This window comes from Roseobacter denitrificans OCh 114, assembly GCF_000014045.1.
In the GTDB taxonomy this organism is placed as follows: Bacteria; Pseudomonadota; Alphaproteobacteria; order Rhodobacterales; family Rhodobacteraceae; genus Roseobacter; species Roseobacter denitrificans.
The window spans coordinates 336508-353551 of the sequence record NC_008209.1 but is presented as its reverse complement, the minus strand read 5'-3'; the positions used below and the strand labels follow the sequence as shown (position 1 = coordinate 353551).

The 17044-nt window shown below is 59.7% G+C and carries 14 protein-coding genes; 3 read left to right on the top strand and 11 right to left on the bottom strand.

Annotation, left to right across the window (positions count from 1 at the left end; genetic code table 11):
- Positions 1-19 precede the first annotated feature (19 nt).
- Entirely contained in the window at positions 20-799 is a 780-nt protein-coding gene (gene yaaA / locus RD1_RS01675) for a peroxide stress protein YaaA (protein WP_011566701.1), read from the top strand.
- Here yaaA and RD1_RS01670 read toward each other — a convergent pair.
- The 5 genes from RD1_RS01670 to RD1_RS01650 form a co-directional block, all read right to left on the bottom strand.
- Entirely contained in the window at positions 784-3042 is a 2259-nt protein-coding gene (locus RD1_RS01670; RefSeq protein WP_044032884.1) for a response regulator, read from the bottom strand. The genes yaaA and RD1_RS01670 overlap by 16 nt on opposite strands.
- A 99-nt stretch (positions 3043-3141) precedes the next feature.
- On the bottom strand, positions 3142-5184 hold the full coding sequence (locus RD1_RS01665) for a membrane protein (protein WP_011566699.1): 2043 nt from the start codon (positions 5182-5184) through the stop codon (positions 3142-3144).
- A complete protein-coding gene (locus RD1_RS01660) occupies positions 5181-7958 on the bottom strand; it encodes a DUF4159 domain-containing protein (RefSeq protein ID WP_011566698.1) in 2778 nt (925 codons plus the stop codon). The genes RD1_RS01665 and RD1_RS01660 overlap by 4 nt, the downstream gene beginning before the upstream one ends.
- Positions 7955-8785 carry a DUF58 domain-containing protein gene (locus RD1_RS01655; protein ID WP_050759117.1) on the bottom strand — a complete coding sequence of 277 codons (831 nt, stop codon included), beginning with the start codon at positions 8783-8785 and terminating at the stop codon, positions 7955-7957. Before RD1_RS01655 ends, RD1_RS01660 begins: the two co-directional genes overlap by 4 nt.
- A gap of 71 nt (positions 8786-8856) precedes the next feature.
- The gene (locus RD1_RS01650) at positions 8857-9864 is read right to left on the bottom strand and encodes an AAA family ATPase (RefSeq protein ID WP_011566696.1); all 1008 of its coding nucleotides are present in this window, start codon (positions 9862-9864) and stop codon (positions 8857-8859) included.
- 69 nt (positions 9865-9933) lie between these two features.
- Between RD1_RS01650 and RD1_RS01645 the strand changes: the two genes are divergently transcribed.
- Positions 9934-10509, top strand: coding sequence for a DUF1285 domain-containing protein (locus tag RD1_RS01645; RefSeq protein WP_011566695.1), 576 nt, complete (start codon positions 9934-9936; stop codon positions 10507-10509).
- A gap of 75 nt (positions 10510-10584) precedes the next feature.
- The gene (locus RD1_RS01640; RefSeq protein WP_011566694.1) at positions 10585-11346 is read left to right on the top strand and encodes a hydroxypyruvate isomerase family protein; all 762 of its coding nucleotides are present in this window, start codon (positions 10585-10587) and stop codon (positions 11344-11346) included.
- A gap of 91 nt (positions 11347-11437) precedes the next feature.
- On the opposite strand, the gene polA is transcribed toward RD1_RS01640, so the two are convergent.
- The 6 genes from polA to RD1_RS20405 form a co-directional block, all read right to left on the bottom strand.
- Positions 11438-14239 (bottom strand): DNA polymerase I, encoded by a 2802-nt coding sequence (polA, locus tag RD1_RS01635; protein ID WP_011566693.1) that lies wholly within the window; start codon positions 14237-14239, stop codon positions 11438-11440.
- 97 nt (positions 14240-14336) lie between these two features.
- Positions 14337-14513, bottom strand: a complete 177-nt coding sequence (locus tag RD1_RS20590) for a zinc-finger domain-containing protein (protein ID WP_074958561.1) — start codon at positions 14511-14513, stop codon at positions 14337-14339.
- Between the two features lie 167 nt (positions 14514-14680).
- Positions 14681-15049 carry a hypothetical protein gene (locus RD1_RS01630; RefSeq protein WP_146120767.1) on the bottom strand — a complete coding sequence of 123 codons (369 nt, stop codon included), beginning with the start codon at positions 15047-15049 and terminating at the stop codon, positions 14681-14683.
- Between the two features lie 23 nt (positions 15050-15072).
- Positions 15073-15567: a phage virion morphogenesis protein gene (locus tag RD1_RS01625; RefSeq protein ID WP_011566692.1), complete on the bottom strand. Its 495-nt coding sequence runs from the start codon at positions 15565-15567 to the stop codon at positions 15073-15075.
- 5 nt (positions 15568-15572) lie between these two features.
- On the bottom strand, positions 15573-15938 hold the full coding sequence (locus RD1_RS01620; protein ID WP_011566691.1) for a helix-turn-helix domain-containing protein: 366 nt from the start codon (positions 15936-15938) through the stop codon (positions 15573-15575).
- 184 nt (positions 15939-16122) lie between these two features.
- Positions 16123-17043 carry a phage protease gene (locus RD1_RS20405; protein WP_050759039.1) on the bottom strand — a complete coding sequence of 307 codons (921 nt, stop codon included), beginning with the start codon at positions 17041-17043 and terminating at the stop codon, positions 16123-16125.
- Position 17044 lies beyond the last annotated feature (1 nt).

Here is a 17044-nt window from a genome sequence, read left to right as displayed (position 1 = left end):
CTTTTTCGGGGGATGACAAATGTTGGTGGTGATTTCACCTGCAAAGCGGCTGGACTGGGCGGAGCGGGATGTTCCGGTCACGCAGCCTGATTTTCAGGAAGACGCAGTGCGTCTGTCAAAGACTGCCCGCAATCTCACCCTTGGGAGTTTGAAATCACTGATGGGGCTAAGCGATGATCTGGCGCGTCTCAACCGTGACCGGTTCAATGCATTCGCAGAAGACCCCGCGCCAGAGGCCACGAGACCGGCGGCTTTGGCTTTCGCCGGGGATACATATCAGGGTCTGGAAGCGACCAGCCTAGATGAAAATGAACGCGCATGGGCGCAGGATCATCTGCGGATTTTGTCAGGTCTTTACGGGGTTTTACGCCCGCTGGACGCCATTCAACCGTACCGGCTTGAAATGGGCAGCCGTCTGAAAACGCGGCGCGGGTCGAACCTGTATGAGTATTGGCGCGATGATCTCTCAAAGGCGCTGAACGCGCAGGCACAAAGCGTCGGGACAGATGTGCTGATCAATTGTGCAAGTCAGGAATATTTCGGCGCCGTTGCGCCCAAGGCCCTGAAGTTGCGGGTGATTACCCCGGCGTTCATGGAAGACAAAAACGATGGCAAGGGGCCGAAGATCGTCAGCTTCTTCGCCAAGAAGGCCCGTGGCGCCATGGCCCGCTTTGTGATCCAGAACAGGCTTTCTGATCCGGACGCACTTACCGGTTTCGACACCGGTGGCTATGCGTATCAACCGGAGTTGTCGACGCCGGACAAGCCCGTTTTCATTCGGCCCTATCCCGCTTCCTGATCCATGTCATCGGGGCAGGGGTGCGCGGCATCGCTGGGCCGGAAGTCCATGATTTTGCCGATGATTTCGTTCTTGCGCAGTGGCTTGGTCATGTAATGGTCGAGGCCAGCCTCAAGAATATCCTTGTCATCCCCGCTCATCGCGTGGGCGGTCAAAGCGATGATCGGCACATGGGCACTAGTGCTTTTTTCAATTTCGCGGATCGCGCGGGTCGCCTGTTTGCCATCCAGACGCGGCATTGAGATATCCATGAAAATCAGATCAGGCTGGAATTCCGGGTAGGCATCGACGGCTTCCTGACCGTCATTTGCAAATTGCAGTTCGATATCAAGCGCTTTGATCATCTTGCCAAAGACCAGCCGATTGGTCTTGTTATCCTCGGCGGCGAGTATGCGCATCTTGCGGGGTGCTGTCGGCTCAACGGGTTGTGCATCAGACGGCGAGACGGTTTTGCGGTGTGAAAAGACGGCTGGTGATGCGGCACCATCAGCCTTATCCGGTGCTGCGTTGTTATTGCTCACCGGCTTGACCGTTTCGAGCCAGCCAAACAGGTCACTGCGCAGATAGGGTCGTTGCGCAATGATATCGACACTGTCGCTCAGCGGGTCCTTACTGGCATAACCGTGGTTACTGCTGAGCAAAATGATCTGCTGCGTATGACCAGCCTTGCGCGCTGTTTGCGCAAACTGCAGGCCGTTCACGTCGGCCATGATGTGATCAACCATCACAAGATCAACCGAGCTATCGAGCATGGCAAGCGCAGTGGCTGCATCCTGGCAGGCCGTCACCTTTAGGCCAATCTCTTCCAGTTGTCGCTGAAGTATGTCGCGGTTGAGCGGAAAATCATCAACAACCATGACGTGGCGCAATCCAGGGTCGAGCGCCGGGTGGGCCAGTGTGACAGGGCCCGTAGGTTCGAGCGCAATCTCAAACCCGAAGCAAGAGCCAACGCCTTCTTCGGAAGTGAGCCAAATCTGCCCATTCATCATCTTAATCAGCTTTTTGGTGATCGCCAGACCCAGACCGGTACCGTCAAACTGGCGGTTCCGTTCGCTTTCAACCTGATTGAACTCGCCAAAGACGTGATCAATCATATCCTCTGGAATGCCGATGCCGGTATCTTCGACCCTGATTTGCAAGATCACTTTGCCCGTCGCTTCGTCAGGTTTGCCCGAGACGCGCACTGTCACGGACCCTTCAGTCGTAAATTTTACGGCATTGCCAAGCAGATTGGTCAGGATCTGACGCAAACGGCCCGGATCGCCAATGAAGTCAGAGGACAAAAACAGCGCGTAATCAACGCTCAGCAAAATACCCTTGTCGCGCGCGATTGACTGCAACAGGCGCAACACTTCGTGAATGGATTTTTCAAGGTTGAAAGGTTCGGGGTGCAACTGGAGTTTTTCCGCTTCGATCTTGGAATAGTCCAGCACGTCATTGATGATGACGAGCAGCGCCTCACCAGAGTTCTTGATGGTGTCGACATAGAGCCTTTGCTCTTCGCTCAGCGGTGTTTCCGTCAGAACATCCGCCATGCCGACGACACCATTCATGGGGGTTCTGATTTCATGGCTCATATTGGCGAGGAAGGCGGATTTCGCTCGACTTGCCGCCTCCGCACTGGCGCGCGCGGCCTCGAGTTTCTCCTCGTATCGCACGGCAGCGGTGATGTTGATGCCAAGGGAGATTATATCCCCGTCAGGTCCGCGCCGATCAATCATCCGAATGTATTCATTGTTCCAAAGTTGAATAACGACAGCTTCGGGTTCGGGCGACTGGACACGTTCAATCATTTTCTGACGCCATTCAGCCGGGCGCAAGTCACCCGTATTCACGATGCCTTCCTCTGTGAGAAACTGCAGCACGGTCACATAGCTGACGCCGGGTTGCATGTCTTCGAGCCCGTCAAAGACAGCAAGATAGGAATTATTTGCCATGATAAGTTCCAGATCAGGCGAATAAAACGCGAACCCGTCATTTATCGTTTCAATGGACTGCCACAGCCTGCGTTCCACACGCTCGATCTGTTTGTGGGCGGCGGAAAGGTCCGATTTGACGCGTTTGTTTTCATCCCGCACATTGGCGACTTCGGCGCGCGTTTCGACGATCTCGTTCGACAGTTGGCGCGCATGGAGCCCCAGTTTTCGATTCGCGGCAAAGAGTTCGGCCTGCTTGAGTTCAAGCAAACGCTCCGCAGCAAGTCGACTGCGCCTTTCCTGGGCCAGTTTATTGGCAATGCTCATTCAGATATACGCATGGATTAAAACACCGGTTTGCGCCGCAATCTGCGGGTTTTGGGTGAATATCTGTTTAACCCGACACGATAACCGTCAAGTCACGCCTTAGCGACGCCCTTCGCGCAGCCACGCGGCGGTTATCAGACCGGCAGAGAGCAACAAAACCAACCACCCGGGCAGAATGGCGGTCTGGCGCACGTCGCGCGTCTCATAGGCATTGCGCGGCGTCAGTCCGATCCAGCCGCGCCCGGCGGCGGGACGTCCTTCACGCACCTCGCGCAGTCGGGGCAACCCGTCTTCCAGCATCACCGTGCCACCGCGCAGGGCTGCCAGAACCGGTGCCAGAATATCCGGCGTCGCTATGGTTTGCTCAAACTCGCGCGGGGCAGCAGGGCCAAGGCCGATGACGGCCATCTGATCGCCATTTTCCAACCGGTAAAGGCCGATTTCCGGGCCGTCGAAAACGGTCTCGAAAACACCGGGGCCGGATTGTAACAGAGGCAATTCGGTGACGTTCCCCAAGGGGTCGGTGATCACGACCGGCGGCACGGTTTCCTGCAAGGTACGGCGCAAAATGCGCATGGTCTGCCCCGTGGCATCCGCTGTCAGTGCTTCTTCTTCGAGTTCGGGTTCACGCATCATCCAATGCGCCAGCCTGCGCAGCAATTCCAATTGCGGGCCGCCGCCCTCGTACCCGCGGTTCCATAGCCAAGCGTGGTCGGAGGCCAGCAAAGCAACGCGCCCCTCACCAACACGATCAAGCACGAGCAGGGGCCTGTCGCCGGCACCGGCCATGACGACATTGCCTCTTGGGTCGGTGATGTCGATGTGGCGCAACCAAGGTCCCCAATCCCCGCCACCGGGCAGGCCGGTCGACACGGGATGGCGGTTACCGATTTCCGTCACGGTGGGTCGAAACGGCTGATCAAGGACGCGGGCGGTCGGGGACGCAGGCAGCACCGGACCGAGAGGCGAGCGATAGATGCTATCCGCGCCCGCAAAATCAGGGCCTGCTGCAACCAGAACGGCACCGCCTTGCCGGATATAATTGGCGACATTGTCGAGATAAAGCGCGGGCAGGATGCCCCGGCGTTTGTAGCGGTCAAAGATGATCAGATCAAAATCGTCTATCTTTTCCAAAAACAATTCGCGTGTGGGGAAAGCGATCAGGGACAATTCGCTGACCGGCACGCCATCCTGCTTTTCCGGCGGACGCAGGATCGTGAAATGCACCAGATCCACGGAACTGTCGGATTTCAGCAGGTTGCGCCATGTGCGCCCACCTGGGTGTGGTTCACCCGAGACCAGCAGCACGCGCAGCCGGTCGCGCACGCCATTCATCTGGATCAGGGCTTTGTTGTTGCGGTCCGTCAATTCGCCGTCAGCCTCCGGCACGGTGAATTCGATCACATTGCGCCCACCGTGGGGCAAGGTCACGGGCAGGTCGATGTCCTGACCCAGCGGCACCTGAAACTCCTGCGGTTCCGCCCCATCGACCGAGATCAGCAAGGGCGCGGCCGTGGCTCCTGCCGGGGCATTCCCCATATCCTCGATCCGCAGGGTCAGGGTGACAGGTTCGCCAATGATCGCAAAGGCGGGCGCGTTTTTGATGCTGAGCCGACGGTCCCAGTCGGTGCTCTTGCCGGTCATAAGCAGGTGCATAGGTGCAGGCAAATTTACCGGTAAGTCCGCGTCATGCACACGGCCATCCGATACGGCGATGATGCCGGCCACCCGGCTGCGCGGCTCCTCGGCGAGGGCCTTGGACAGTGCTGTCATGAGTTGTGTACCCGTGTCGCCGTCACCATCGGTGACGGTTATCCGCCGCACTTCGGTATTGCTGCGCGCGGCGATACGGTCGGCCAGTTCATCGGCAGCGCTTTGGGTCTGTTCGGCGCGGTCCGACAGGTTCTGACTGGCGCTTTCATCTTCGAGCAGCAGCACGATATCGCTGAGTTCTGCGCGGTCCTCCTGCTGGTAGCTTGGGCCTGTCAGCGCCGCGATCACGACGAGAGCCGCAAGACCGCGCAGGGCCCAACCGCTCAGCCCGCGCAGGGCGGCAAAAACCACACCCGCCATGGCAAGGACGGCAATCGCCGCCAAAAGTGTCCATGGGATCAGCGGGTCAAATATCATCTGTCCGGTCATTGGCCCAACCTATCGAGCAGTGCGGGTACATGTACCTGATCTGATTTGTAATTGCCGGTCAGCACATGCATCACGAGGTTTACGCCAAAGCGGTAGGCCAGTTCCCGTTGCCGCTCGCCGGTAAAACCGCGCCCGATCGGCACCAAAGGTGCGCCGTTCTCCGCCATGGCCCAGGCCGCGGCCCAGTCGTTGCCACCGATCACGACGGGTGTCACACCGTCATTGAGGTTGCGAAACGGCATCCCTTCGATCTGTTCCGCATCCGGAGGGGCCGCTTCGACCCAGACATCGCGGCTGGTGTGGCGTCCCGGATAGTCCTGCAACAGGTAGAACGTGCGGGTCAGAACGTGATCCGCAGGCAGCGGTTCCAGCGGCGGTATATCGAGTGGTGCTGCCAGATCGCGCAGTTTGCGACCGTTCGGGCTGGACGTGCCAAAACGGGCAATATCCGCATCCTTGGTGTCAAACAGGATCAGACCGCCCGAGCGCAGGTAGGCGTTCAGCTTGGCGTAGGCCTCTGACGAGGGGCGGGGCTGTTCCACCGTGATCGGCCAGTAGAGTATCGGGAAGAATGCCAATTCATCGCGTTCAAGGTCTACACCGACGGGGCTTGCAGGTTCGACCGAGGTGCGGAACGTCAGTGTTTGCGACAATCCGAACAGCCCGGCGCGCGACAGATCATCGACGCTTTGATCGCTGGTGATGACATAGGCCAGCACCATCTCTTCGGTGGATTGCAGGGCAAATTCGTCAAGTTCACTGCTTTGCGCAGCGCTTTGCGAGGGTATGGCGAGCGGTATGCCCAAGGCGATAACAATGGCTGCGGTGCGTCCGGCCGCGCCCTTTAGACGCCCCGTCAGGGCCAGTGATGCGATCACATCGGCAATGAGGGTCAGCAGCGCAAGGCTCAGCAGCAAACCCGCGATGGGTTGTTCGGGTGGCACGGAAAACCCGCGCACGGGAATGCGCGCAGGCCAGACGGCGGGTTCAAGCGCGGTTTCATCCGTCACGACGTTGCGCGCGAGGCGACGATCACCGGAGGCATAGATGCCGGGCTGCATCTCGGGGCTGGGCGGGGCCGTGACAAGGTCGGGGCCGGGCACACCGGGCAGATTGCCCGCGTCCGAAAGTGTTCCAAATCCATCCATAACCTGTTCTGGTGTCCATGTTGTGCCGTCCAATTGGGTCGCATCAGGCCGGGTGCCCGAGGAGGCGACGGCCAGACGTTCCAGCATCTGCACAAACAGACCCGAAAGCGGCAACGTAGACCAATCCGCCGTGGCCGTCACGTGAAAGAGCACGATCTGTCCTTGCTCACGGGTCTTGCGCGTCACCAGCGGCGTGCCATCCGTCAGTTCCGCAATCACGCGTTCGGCGAGTGTCGGGTCGGGTTGCGCCATGATCTGGCTTGTGACCTGAACATCATCCGGGATGGGCAGGCCAAAGAACGGTGAGTTTTCGCGGAACGGGGCGAGGGTCTTGGGCTCGCCCCAACTCATGGCACCGCCGACGGTCCGACCACCGGTGCGCAGCCGCACGGGCATCAGCGGGTCTTCGTCCACGCGGCTGACATCGCTCGCGGCAACGCGGGGTCCGGCAAAGCGCACCAGCATACCGCCCTGATCCAGCCATTCGCCCAGATCCTCGGCCTCGCCACCTGACAGGGTGGCAATGTCCGCCAGAATGATCACATCCGGGTTGGCGGGCAGGATATCGGACAGGCTGCCCTTGATCAGATCAGCACTGGGGGCGAGTGCTTGTTCAAGATAATGCAGCGGGGATAAAAGCTCCAACCCCTCGCGGTCTTCGCGCCCGGCAATCAGCGCGATTTCACGGCGGCGCAGCGCATCATCCGCCAGTGTCGTCGCCCCGGCAGAACGCTGGCCCTGAATGTCAAACCGCGTGATCCGCGCGCGCAACTCGGCGGGCAGCGTCAATGCGGTGTCCGCGTTTGTCTCTCCGGCCTGAAAGGTGGCCGTCGCCGTGGCGAGCAATGTCGCATTGCCCACCGGGTCACGGCCCTGCACCTGCAGCACTACCTCACGCTCCGGGCCGGGTGTGGCGCGCAGCGCCGATAGCTGGATGGCGCCATCCTCAAACCCGGCGGGGGCAAGGGCCACGACATTGGCGGCGGTTTGATATACGTCGACCATGCCTTTCGCCTCAAAGGCCGCCAGTGCCTCATCGCGGCCCGGATAATCCAGCCCATCACTGAACCACAACGTATCGAAGGCACCGGTTTCGTTCAAAAGCGAGGTCGCCTCCGCGATGCGGGCGGCATCCGGTTGCCATCCGGAGGGCGTAAATCCGGGTAAACGGCTGCGCCATGTATCGGCGGCCTGAAAAACGGGGGCTTCGGGTCTGGCCAGATCAAGGAATGCGACCGGACGGGCCGCACGGCTGGCGCGGCTCAACTGCGCATCAATGGCTTCCATCTGCTCGTCCCAGCGGGTGGCACCGGCCCAGCTGCCATCCAGCACGATCATCAGCGGGCCATCGCCCTGTGCCTGATCCTCATTCGGGTTCAGAACCGGCCCGGCAAGGCCAAGAATGATCGCGGCAACCGCCAGCATCCGCAGCAACAACAGCCACCACGGCGTGCGGTCTGACACGCTTTCATCATCCTGCAAGCCCAAGAGCAGGGCAACACCGGGAAACATGCGCTTGATCGGCGCTGGCGGGATCGCCCGCAGAATGAGCCAGAGTATCGGCAAGGCCAGAAGCGCGAGCAAAAGCCACGGAGCGGTGAACCCTATCCCACCCAGAACAGTCATCGAAACCCACCTGTATCCAGCGCAGAGTAAAGCCACAGCAAGGCCGATTGCGCAGACATATTCGTATGATGCTGCCCGTATTGCCAGCCCGTCACAGTGCACAGGTGCTGCAGTTCTTCCTTGCGCGCGGCCAGTCTGTCCAGATAGCGCGTGCGCAGATCATTCGCCTTCAGCGTCTCGTGGCTGATCGTGCCACCGACGCTTTCGAAAATGGTGCGCCCTGAAAAGGGAAACTCCTCTTCCGATGGGTCAAGCACATGCAACAGTACCCCGCGCACGCCCCGGTCCGCAGCCTTGGTCAGCGCCAGTTTCACCTCTGCCACATCGCCCATGAAATCGGAGATAAACACGGCACGGGCCGACGGAATCATCGCGCGATGCTCGGGGGGGGCGTAATCCTCCTCGGCATCCTTGGTGAACATTTCCGCAAGGCGCAGGATCTGCGCATTTCCCCGCCGTGGCGGCAATGTCGTGCCGGTCAGGCCCACGCGTTCGCCCCCGCGCACCAGCAGGATCGCAATGGCCAGCGCCAGGACCCGCGCGCGGTCCGCCTTTTCGGGCACATCGCTGGCGCTGGAGAACCGCATGGATGCGCCCTGATCCACCCAGAGCATGACCGACTGCGCAATCTGCCATTCGCGTTCGCGCACGAACTGCGTGTCCCCCATAGCTGAGCGGCGGTGATCGATCAGGCGGCGGCTGTCACCGGGTTGCGCCGGGCGGTATTGCCAAAAGTCGTCTCCCATACCGGCGCGACGCCGACCGTGATCGCCCAGCAGCACAGCGCCCGCCAGATGCTCAGCCCGCGCGAGCAAGGCAGGCAGCATCGCGGCCTGTGTTTCGGCACTCGCGCGCAGCGCCGTCGGGCGCGCGTCTTGTGGCAGGGAAGACAGGGAACTCACGCGGCGGCCTTTGTCCCGGAAAGTGTCACCGCAGTACTTTCAATCAGATCCGTGAGGCTGTCCCCACGTGCCCGTGCCGCGAAATTCAGCGCCATACGGTGGCTGAGCACGGGGCGGGCCATGTCGATCACATCTTCGGCCGAAGGCGCGAGTCGCCCTTCAAGCAGGGCCTTGGCGCGCACGGTCAGCATCAGCGCCTGTGCCGCGCGCGGGCCGGGGCCCCATGCCACGGTTTCACGCACCTGCTGGCTGGCGCTGTCCTCTTCGGGACGGAAGGCCCGCACCAGATCAAGGATCATCTCGACCACGCTTTCGCCCACTGGCATGCGGCGCAGCAATTTCTGCGCGGCCAGCAGATCGGCGGCGGAAAAGACTTCGGTGGAGGCTTCCTCAACCTCGCCGGTGGTCGCCAGCAGAATGTCGCGTTCCGTGTCGCGGTCCGGATAGGCCACATCGATCTGTACGAGGAAGCGGTCAAGCTGGGCTTCGGGCAGAGGATAGGTGCCTTCCTGCTCGATCGGGTTTTGCGTCGCCAAAACGTGGAACGGCGTCCCAAGGGTGCGGTTTTCACCGGCCACGGTGACGGTCTTCTCCTGCATCGCCTGCAACAGGGCGGATTGCGTGCGCGGCGAGGCGCGGTTGATTTCATCCGCCATCAACAGCTGGCAAAAGATCGGCCCTTCGATGAAACGAAACGCGCGGCTGCCGTCCGATGCCGTATCCAGCACTTCGGAGCCGAGGATATCCGCTGGCATCAGGTCAGGCGTGAACTGCACGCGGTTGCCATGCAGCCCCATGACGGTCGACAGTGTCTCAACCAGACGGGTCTTGCCCAGACCCGGCAAACCGATCAACAGCCCATGGCCCCCGCAGAGCAATGCCGTCAGCGTCAACTCAACCACGCGCTCCTGTCCGATAAAGCGCTTGGTGATGGATGACTTGGCTTGCGCCAATTTCTCGCCCAGTGCCTCGATCTCGGCGACCAAATCCTCTGCTTCACTCATGACAATGCGCTCCGTTGGGTTATATGCTTCAGTGTAAATCTATGGCGCTATGATGAAATGGCAAAAGCAATGAGTGGACAAAAAACCGTTACCCCCTCCGCAGAGGGCCTTGCTGCGTCAATAAATGCAGCAAAAACACGCGGCTTACCGCCTGTTCATTTGTGGAACCCGCCGTTTTGTGGCGATCTGGACATGCGCATTGCCCGCGATGGTACGTGGTTTTACGAGGGCACGCCGATTGGCAGGCCCGGTTTGGTGAAATTGTTCTCGTCGATTCTCAAGAAAGAGGCCGAAGATTATTTCCTCGTGACCCCTGTGGAAAAGGTCGGGATCACCGTGGATGACGCGCCCTTTGTCGCCATCGACTTCGAAGCGCGCGGCAGTGGCACGGATCAGGTTTTGAAATTCTTCACCCATGTGGATGACAGCGCGGTTGCAAGCGCTGACCTGCCCATCCGGGTGGAACGTGATCCCAAAACCGGCGAACCTTCGCCCTATGTCCGGGTGCGCAGCAATCTGGACGCGTTGATCGACCGCAAGAGCTTTTACCGGCTCGTTGATCTGGGCGCGCATCATGAGGGCTGGTTCGGCCTGTGGTCGTCCGGAGCTTTCTTTCCAGTCATTCCCAGCGCGGAATTGCCCTGACGTTGGCATTTTACGGGCTTTGCGCTTGGGTCTTGTGGTCGCGATTGGTAGCGTGATCCGAGGGGGAGAACGAACATGCCGAAACTTGCCGCCAACCTCAGCACGCTTTGGGCTGAGTTGCCCTATCTGGACCGTTTCGAGGCGGCGCAGGCGGCAGGGTTTGAAGGTGTCGCGGTGCCGCTTCCCTACGAAATGCCCGCCAAGGAGACGCAGCGCGCCGCCCTGCGGTCCGGCCTGCCCGTTGTGCATATCTGCGCACCGCCCCCCAATTATACCGGTGGGGAGCGTGGGTTTGCCGCCGTACCGGGCCTGGAAAAGCGGTTTGAATATGATCTGCGCCGCGCGCTGCGCTATTGTGAGGCGCTGCGGGTGCCAGTGCTGCACATCATCGCGGGTGTCGCCTCTGGCGCGGCAGCGCGCCAAACGCTTGTGGCAAACCTGCGCCATGCCTGTGACGCAGCACCCGACGGGATCATGCTGACGCTGGAACCCAAGGCACAAGCCGATGCATTTCTGTCCGATTTTGAGGTCACGGCGGGGGTGATCCGTGATGTTGGTGCGCCCAACCTTGGTTTGCAGTTTCACAGCCAACACGCCGCAGCTCTGGGCGGCGATGCCGTGTCGGTGTTCGAGACCTACGCCGACCTCATCCGGCATATCCAACTGGCGGACACAAACGGCGCTGCGCCCGGCAGCGGCGCGATGGATTTCGAAGCCCTCGCGGCTGCGATCAGCCGCGCGCAATATGCCGGGTGGCTGGTTGCCGATTACACCGTTGATGGGCGCACCGAAGAACATCTGGACTGGATGGCCCTGTTCCAGACCCAGAACGTCTGACCAAATACCTGAAATACCGCGTATCACGTTACGCATTGAAATCATTTTTTTTCAGTCAGTGCTATGTAAGTCAGGTTTTTGCCATGACGTATTAATGCGCGACGGCCCAGTTCGGCCCCTGCCCCGCATCCACGGTCAGTTTCACGTCAAGGTGTACAACCGGGTCGGCGGCGCTTTCCATGACGCTGCGTGCAGCCTCGATCAACGCGTCCTGCGCCCCCTGATCGACCTCAAACAACAGCTCATCATGCACCTGCAACAGCATCTTTGCGGGCAATTCCGCGATGGCGGCGGGCATGCGGATCATCGCCCGGCGGATCACATCGGCGGCGGTGCCCTGTATCGGGGCGTTGATCGCAGCGCGCGCGGCAAACCCGGCCTGCGGCCCCTTTGCCCCGATATTGGGCGTGTGAATCCGGCGGCCAAACAGCGTCTCGACATAGCCGTGTTCTTTGGCAAATGCCTTGGTGTCGTCCATATAGGCGCGGATGCCGGGGAATCGTTCGAAATACCGGTCGATAAAGCCCTGCGCCTCGCTGCGGGGGATACGCAGGTTGCGCGCCAGACCAAAGCCCGAGATCCCGTAAATGACGCCAAAGTTGATCGCCTTGGCCTGCCTGCGAATCTCCGGTGTCATTTCATCGAGCGGCACGTCGAACATCTCAGACGCGGTCATGGCGTGGATGTCCTGCCCGTCGTCAAAGGCGGTTTTCAGGGCCGGAATGTCGGCGATATGCGCAAGGATGCGCAATTCAATCTGGCTGTAGTCGAGCGCTACCAGCGTTTTGCCTTCCTCGGCGACAAAGGCTTCGCGGATGCGGCGGCCTTCTTCAGAGCGAATGGGGATATTCTGCAGGTTCGGGTCGGTTGAGGCGAGCCGCCCCGTCGAGGCCCCGGCAATCGAATAAGACGTATGCACACGGCCCGTATCCGGGTTGATGTGGTCCTGCAGCGCGTCCGTATAGGTCGATTTCAGCTTGGACAGTTGCCGCCAGTCTAGGATGCGGCGCGGCAATTCGTGTTCGGTCGCCAAATCCTCAAGCACATCGGCACCGGTTGCATAGGCCCCGGTCTTACCCTTCTTGCCGCCCTGCAATCCCATCTCGTCAAAGAGGATTTCACCCAATTGCTTGGGGCTGCCCACATTGAATTTACGCCCGACCAGCGTGTAAACCTCATCTTCCAGCGCCGCCATTTTCTGGCTGAACGCATTGGACATCCGGCTGAGCGTGTCGCGGTCCACCTTGATACCGGCACGTTCCATATCCGCAAGCACGGCCACCATCGGACGCTCAAGCGTTTCATAGACCTTCGTGACCTGCGCGCGGTGAAGCGCCGGTTTGAACTGCTGCCATAAACGCAGCGTGACATCTGCATCCTCGGCGGCATAGGGCACCGCCTCGCTGAGCGGCACCTTGTCAAAGGTGATCGCGGATTTTCCAGAGCCCAACAGCGGCTTTATGGGCAGCGGCGTGTGGCCCAGATACCGTTCCGACAAGGCGTCCATACCATGCCCGTGCAGACCACCGTGCATGGCGTAAGACATCAGCATCGTGTCATCAATGGGCGCAACGGTGATCCCCACCTGCGCGAATACCTTGGCATCATATTTCATGTTCTGCCCGATCTTGAGGATGCTCTCATCCTCCAGAACGGGTTTGAGCATTTCCAGCGCCGTCTCCAGCGGCATTTGCCCTTCCGCCAGATCATCGGAGCCGAACAGATCGTCGCTGCCAGCCGCTTTGTGGATAAGCGGGATATAGCAGGCCGTGCCCGGTTCAACGCAGAGCGAAATGCCGACAAGCTCTGCGGTCATCTCATTCAGACCCGTCGTTTCGGTGTCCACGGCGACATAGCCACGCTCGTAAATCTGATCTATCCACCCTTGCAGGGCCTCTGCGCTGTCGACCTGAGAATATCCCGCCTTGTCAAAAGGCACATCGGCGATTTCAGGGGCGGCGGGCGCATTTGCGGGCGTGTCGTTGATTTCCGGCATCTCGACCTTGAGCTGGTCGGCAATGCGTTTGGTCAGCGTTCTGAACTCCATTTCGGCCAGAAACGGCATCAACTGATCCGGGTCGGGGGTGCGCACCTCAAGGTCTTCCAGCGTGAAATCCAGCGGCGTGGCCTCGTCCAGCAGAACCAGCCTGCGCGACAGGCGGATCTGATCGGCATGGTCGATCAGCGTCTGGCGTCTCTTCGGCTGTTTTATCTCCGCGGCACGCTCCAGCAGCGCATCCAGATCGCCAAATTCATTGATCAGCAGTGCGGCGGTCTTGATGCCGATCCCGGGTGCGCCCGGTACGTTATCGACAGAATCGCCGGCCAGCGCCTGAACATCTACCACCCGTTCGGGATAAACGCCGAACTTCTCAAAGACCCCATCGCGGTCGATCCGCTTGTTTTTCATCGCATCCAACATCTCGACGCCGTCCCCGACGAGTTGCATCAGATCCTTGTCGGAACTGATGATGGTGCAGCGCCCGCCAGCGGCCCGTGCCTGAACGGCCAGTGTCGCGATGATGTCATCCGCCTCATAGCCTTCCTTTTCCTTGCAGGCGATGTTGAAGGCTTCGGTCGCGCGTCGTGTCAGGGGGATCTGCGGGCGCAGGTCTTCGGGCATGGCGTCCCGGTTGGCCTTGTAGAGATCATACATGTCGTTGCGGAACGTATGGCTGCCCTTGTCGAAAATAACGGCGACATGGGTGGGCGCATCAGGGCCGGTGTTTCCTTCGACATAGCGGTGCAGCATGTTGCAAAACCCCGACACCGCCCCAATGGGCAGCCCGTCTGATTTGCGCGTCAGAGGGGGCAGCGCATGGTAGGCCCGAAAGATAAACGCCGACCCGTCGATGAGGTGAAGGTGATGCCCTTTGCCAAAAGTGTTTGTCATCGAACCGCTCCCTCAAGATGTCTCAAGACATGACAAATGCGTCACATGTCCTTGGCTTGCACATAGCACCGATTACAGGTGCAACACATGCAGGCGCTCATGTTTTTTCTGCGTAGTCCTCGTGGATATATTTGCAATCGCAATAGCCACATTCCACCCAGCCGGTGTCTTTTGGAATCTGCAGCCAGACGCGCGGATGCCCAAGCGCACCTTCGCCGCCGTCGCAGGCAATACGAAAGCGATCGACAATCTTTGTCTCGGGAGGCTGCTGCATGGGGAGGTTTCCTTGACTCGACACGGCTGCTTTATGGCCAAACCCGCGTCGCGGGGCAAGCCCATCTGAACAGCGATCCGCAATCCCGTGCCTGCTAGTAGTGTTCACATGGTTTGGATGGGGTAATCACTTGGTTTGGTATCCGGAAGTGGACGGGTGTCTCCGGGCTATTCGGGATCAGATTTGGGGATGCTTTTCAGATTGCGTTCCCACCAGTTGTGAATGGCGCTTTTACCGATCCTTCGATCCGGGGGAAAAGCCTCGGCAACTTCTCTTTCCAGCGCCGTGAATGTCGTCGTGTTGATCCTCGCGACGATGAATGCTCGTAGTTCCGGGTCGTTGTCAATCTTAGATGGCCGGCCGGGGCGGTGTTCGCGCAGATGCTGGGCAGCGTTTGCAACCGGCTTTAAAGGGGTTTCAAATGGTGTTTGAACGGGCCTCTCAGTGCCGTTCAAAAGGCTTAGGGACCTGTCAATCTCGGCAAGCAAGTCGATACTTGATTTGATCTGTCGTTCAAGCTCTTCAAGTGCTGCCACCCGGACGCTTATTTCATTCCCAGTCACGTCGCGACGTCCAGCCATTCTTTCAGGTCGGCCAGAATGTTGTGTTCATCCTCGTCACTTACGCCCAGAAACGGTCGCGCAGGAATATCACCCCAAGGAACGGAGCTTGCCGATCCGCTTTTTGTAAACTCCCCTTTTTGCGCACCGAACTGCATTGCGGCGGAGTATGCTTGACCAGTCGCTATCTCGGCATAGTCAGGACCGGCTTGAAAGAACAAACTATCTCTCAAAGCGGTGCCTTTAGGGTTCGTGCCCCAGAGCGGACGGAAGTCCACTGCAAAGCCTTTGGCGGTATAGGCATCGATGGTGGTTTGAGATTTCGGTGCCCAAGGAACACCGTCCGGCGAAACGCCTTCCCGAAAGCGATCCTCCGTACTGGCAAGCAGAGCTTCTCCGATGTTCTGAAACACAGGCGTCATATCATTGAGTTTTTCACCCAGATCCAATAGAGCCTCGCGAATTTCATCTTGGTCAATTTGGATTTCAATCATGGCAGCTACCTTTTCATTGACCTTGGCGTGTTGGTGCCCCTGAGATACTTGCGCACCGTCGTGTCGGAACGGCGCACGCGGCGGGCGATGGCCGCGATTGAAAGGCCTTGGCAGTAGAGGCATTGCGCCAGCCATTTGTTCGCCAGCGGCACACGGTGCTTGCTGTTGATTGACACTTCTACAAGGCGCTTGGTTTTCTCGTAGCCAATGACACGTTCCACCATCCCTCCGCGGCTCGGCTTCGTCGTGAGGTGGATTTCTGCCCCGCCGAAGTTCAGCAGGAATTCAATCGCCGTCTCAACACCCATAGCATTTACATAGGTTGCGACATGCGCTGGCGGCAGTGGGCAGAGAGGCTGGATTTCCGACATTGGGCAAACCTTAATCTAACACAATAGAGGTATTATAATACCTCTATTTGAAATGTATATGGCCAGCGTTTGAAATGCAGCCCTCTGACGGAATGAACGAACGCCAGAGGGCCGGGGTGCGGGGCATGAGTGAACACGCCGCACACATCGCCGGGGCCGTCACCAACAGCAGCCCCGGCGAATGTCATGAATTCAGAGCCGTTTCTTCCAGCCCCAGTTGGCGGCAGATCGACACCGCCATCTCGCTTTCGGCGCGCGCGGTGCTGGTCTGAACACTGGGCGGGTGGGCCGTGGTGTGTGTCGGTTCCAGCAGCTTGGAAAACACCTTGCCTGAGCGCTCAAGGAAGGCGTCAAAACTGGCCTCGTTCTGGCGGCAAAGCGACGTGGCCCAGTCTTTCATCCCCGGCGTTATGTGGCCCTTTTCAAGCGCGTCCTCGACCTTTGCCAGGGCACGGCTTTCAGACATGGCAGTAGCCGTCTGGGCACGGTCATCCATCAGGCTTTGCATCGCCGCGATGGGCACATATTTTTCCGGGTCAGGCGTCTTGCCAAGCGCGTCTTCGAGCGTCTGCATGATCTCGTCTTCGCTGGCACCATCCGCAAGGCCGAGACGCTTTGCAATCTTGTGCATGAAAGGGCGTGTATCGTCCATGGTGTCCTCCTGAGACGCAAGAGCGGTAAGGGTAAGGTTGGGGTGATGCACAAGGCCCGCGCCCTTCAGACGCAGCACTTCTTTGTCATCCTTGCGGTGCATCATCACCGGGCTGAGATAGCGATAGGCTTTCTGGCTGATCAGGTCGCGCGCGGCTGCGGTCCATTCAACACGGCCCCAGATGCCATCCGCGCGGGCCTTCATGTCCTTGATCCAGCCCGCCACAGGCACCGGCCCGACGCGCGTTTCCTTGTGCGTCTCGGATTGATGCTCGTAGTCGATGGGCAGATCGACGCCACGGGCGTGAAAGGCCGCGACCAAGGCGTCCGGGTTGCTCACGGTGTAGCTGCGCCCATCGCGCCCGGATATGGCACCCGATGGCATCAGATGCACCCACTCCGGTGCCTCCGCCGCCAGTGGTGCGGCCTGCAAGCTGGTGCTCAGGTCAGCCACG

Coding starts and splice junctions, on each gene's coding strand:
- yaaA (WP_011566701.1), top strand. CDS start 20: ATGTTGGTGGTGATTTCACCTGCAAAGCGGCTGGACTGGGCGGAGCGG.
- RD1_RS01670 (WP_044032884.1), bottom strand. CDS start 3,042: ATGAGCATTGCCAATAAACTGGCCCAGGAAAGGCGCAGTCGACTTGCT.
- RD1_RS01665 (WP_011566699.1), bottom strand. CDS start 5,184: ATGACCGGACAGATGATATTTGACCCGCTGATCCCATGGACACTTTTG.
- RD1_RS01660 (WP_011566698.1), bottom strand. CDS start 7,958: ATGACTGTTCTGGGTGGGATAGGGTTCACCGCTCCGTGGCTTTTGCTC.
- RD1_RS01655 (WP_050759117.1), bottom strand. CDS start 8,785: ATGCTGCCTGCCTTGCTCGCGCGGGCTGAGCATCTGGCGGGCGCTGTG.
- RD1_RS01650 (WP_011566696.1), bottom strand. CDS start 9,864: ATGAGTGAAGCAGAGGATTTGGTCGCCGAGATCGAGGCACTGGGCGAG.
- RD1_RS01645 (WP_011566695.1), top strand. CDS start 9,934: ATGAGTGGACAAAAAACCGTTACCCCCTCCGCAGAGGGCCTTGCTGCG.
- RD1_RS01640 (WP_011566694.1), top strand. CDS start 10,585: ATGCCGAAACTTGCCGCCAACCTCAGCACGCTTTGGGCTGAGTTGCCC.
- polA (WP_011566693.1), bottom strand. CDS start 14,239: ATGACAAACACTTTTGGCAAAGGGCATCACCTTCACCTCATCGACGGG.
- RD1_RS20590 (WP_074958561.1), bottom strand. CDS start 14,513: ATGCAGCAGCCTCCCGAGACAAAGATTGTCGATCGCTTTCGTATTGCC.
- RD1_RS01625 (WP_011566692.1), bottom strand. CDS start 15,567: ATGATTGAAATCCAAATTGACCAAGATGAAATTCGCGAGGCTCTATTG.
- RD1_RS01620 (WP_011566691.1), bottom strand. CDS start 15,938: ATGTCGGAAATCCAGCCTCTCTGCCCACTGCCGCCAGCGCATGTCGCA.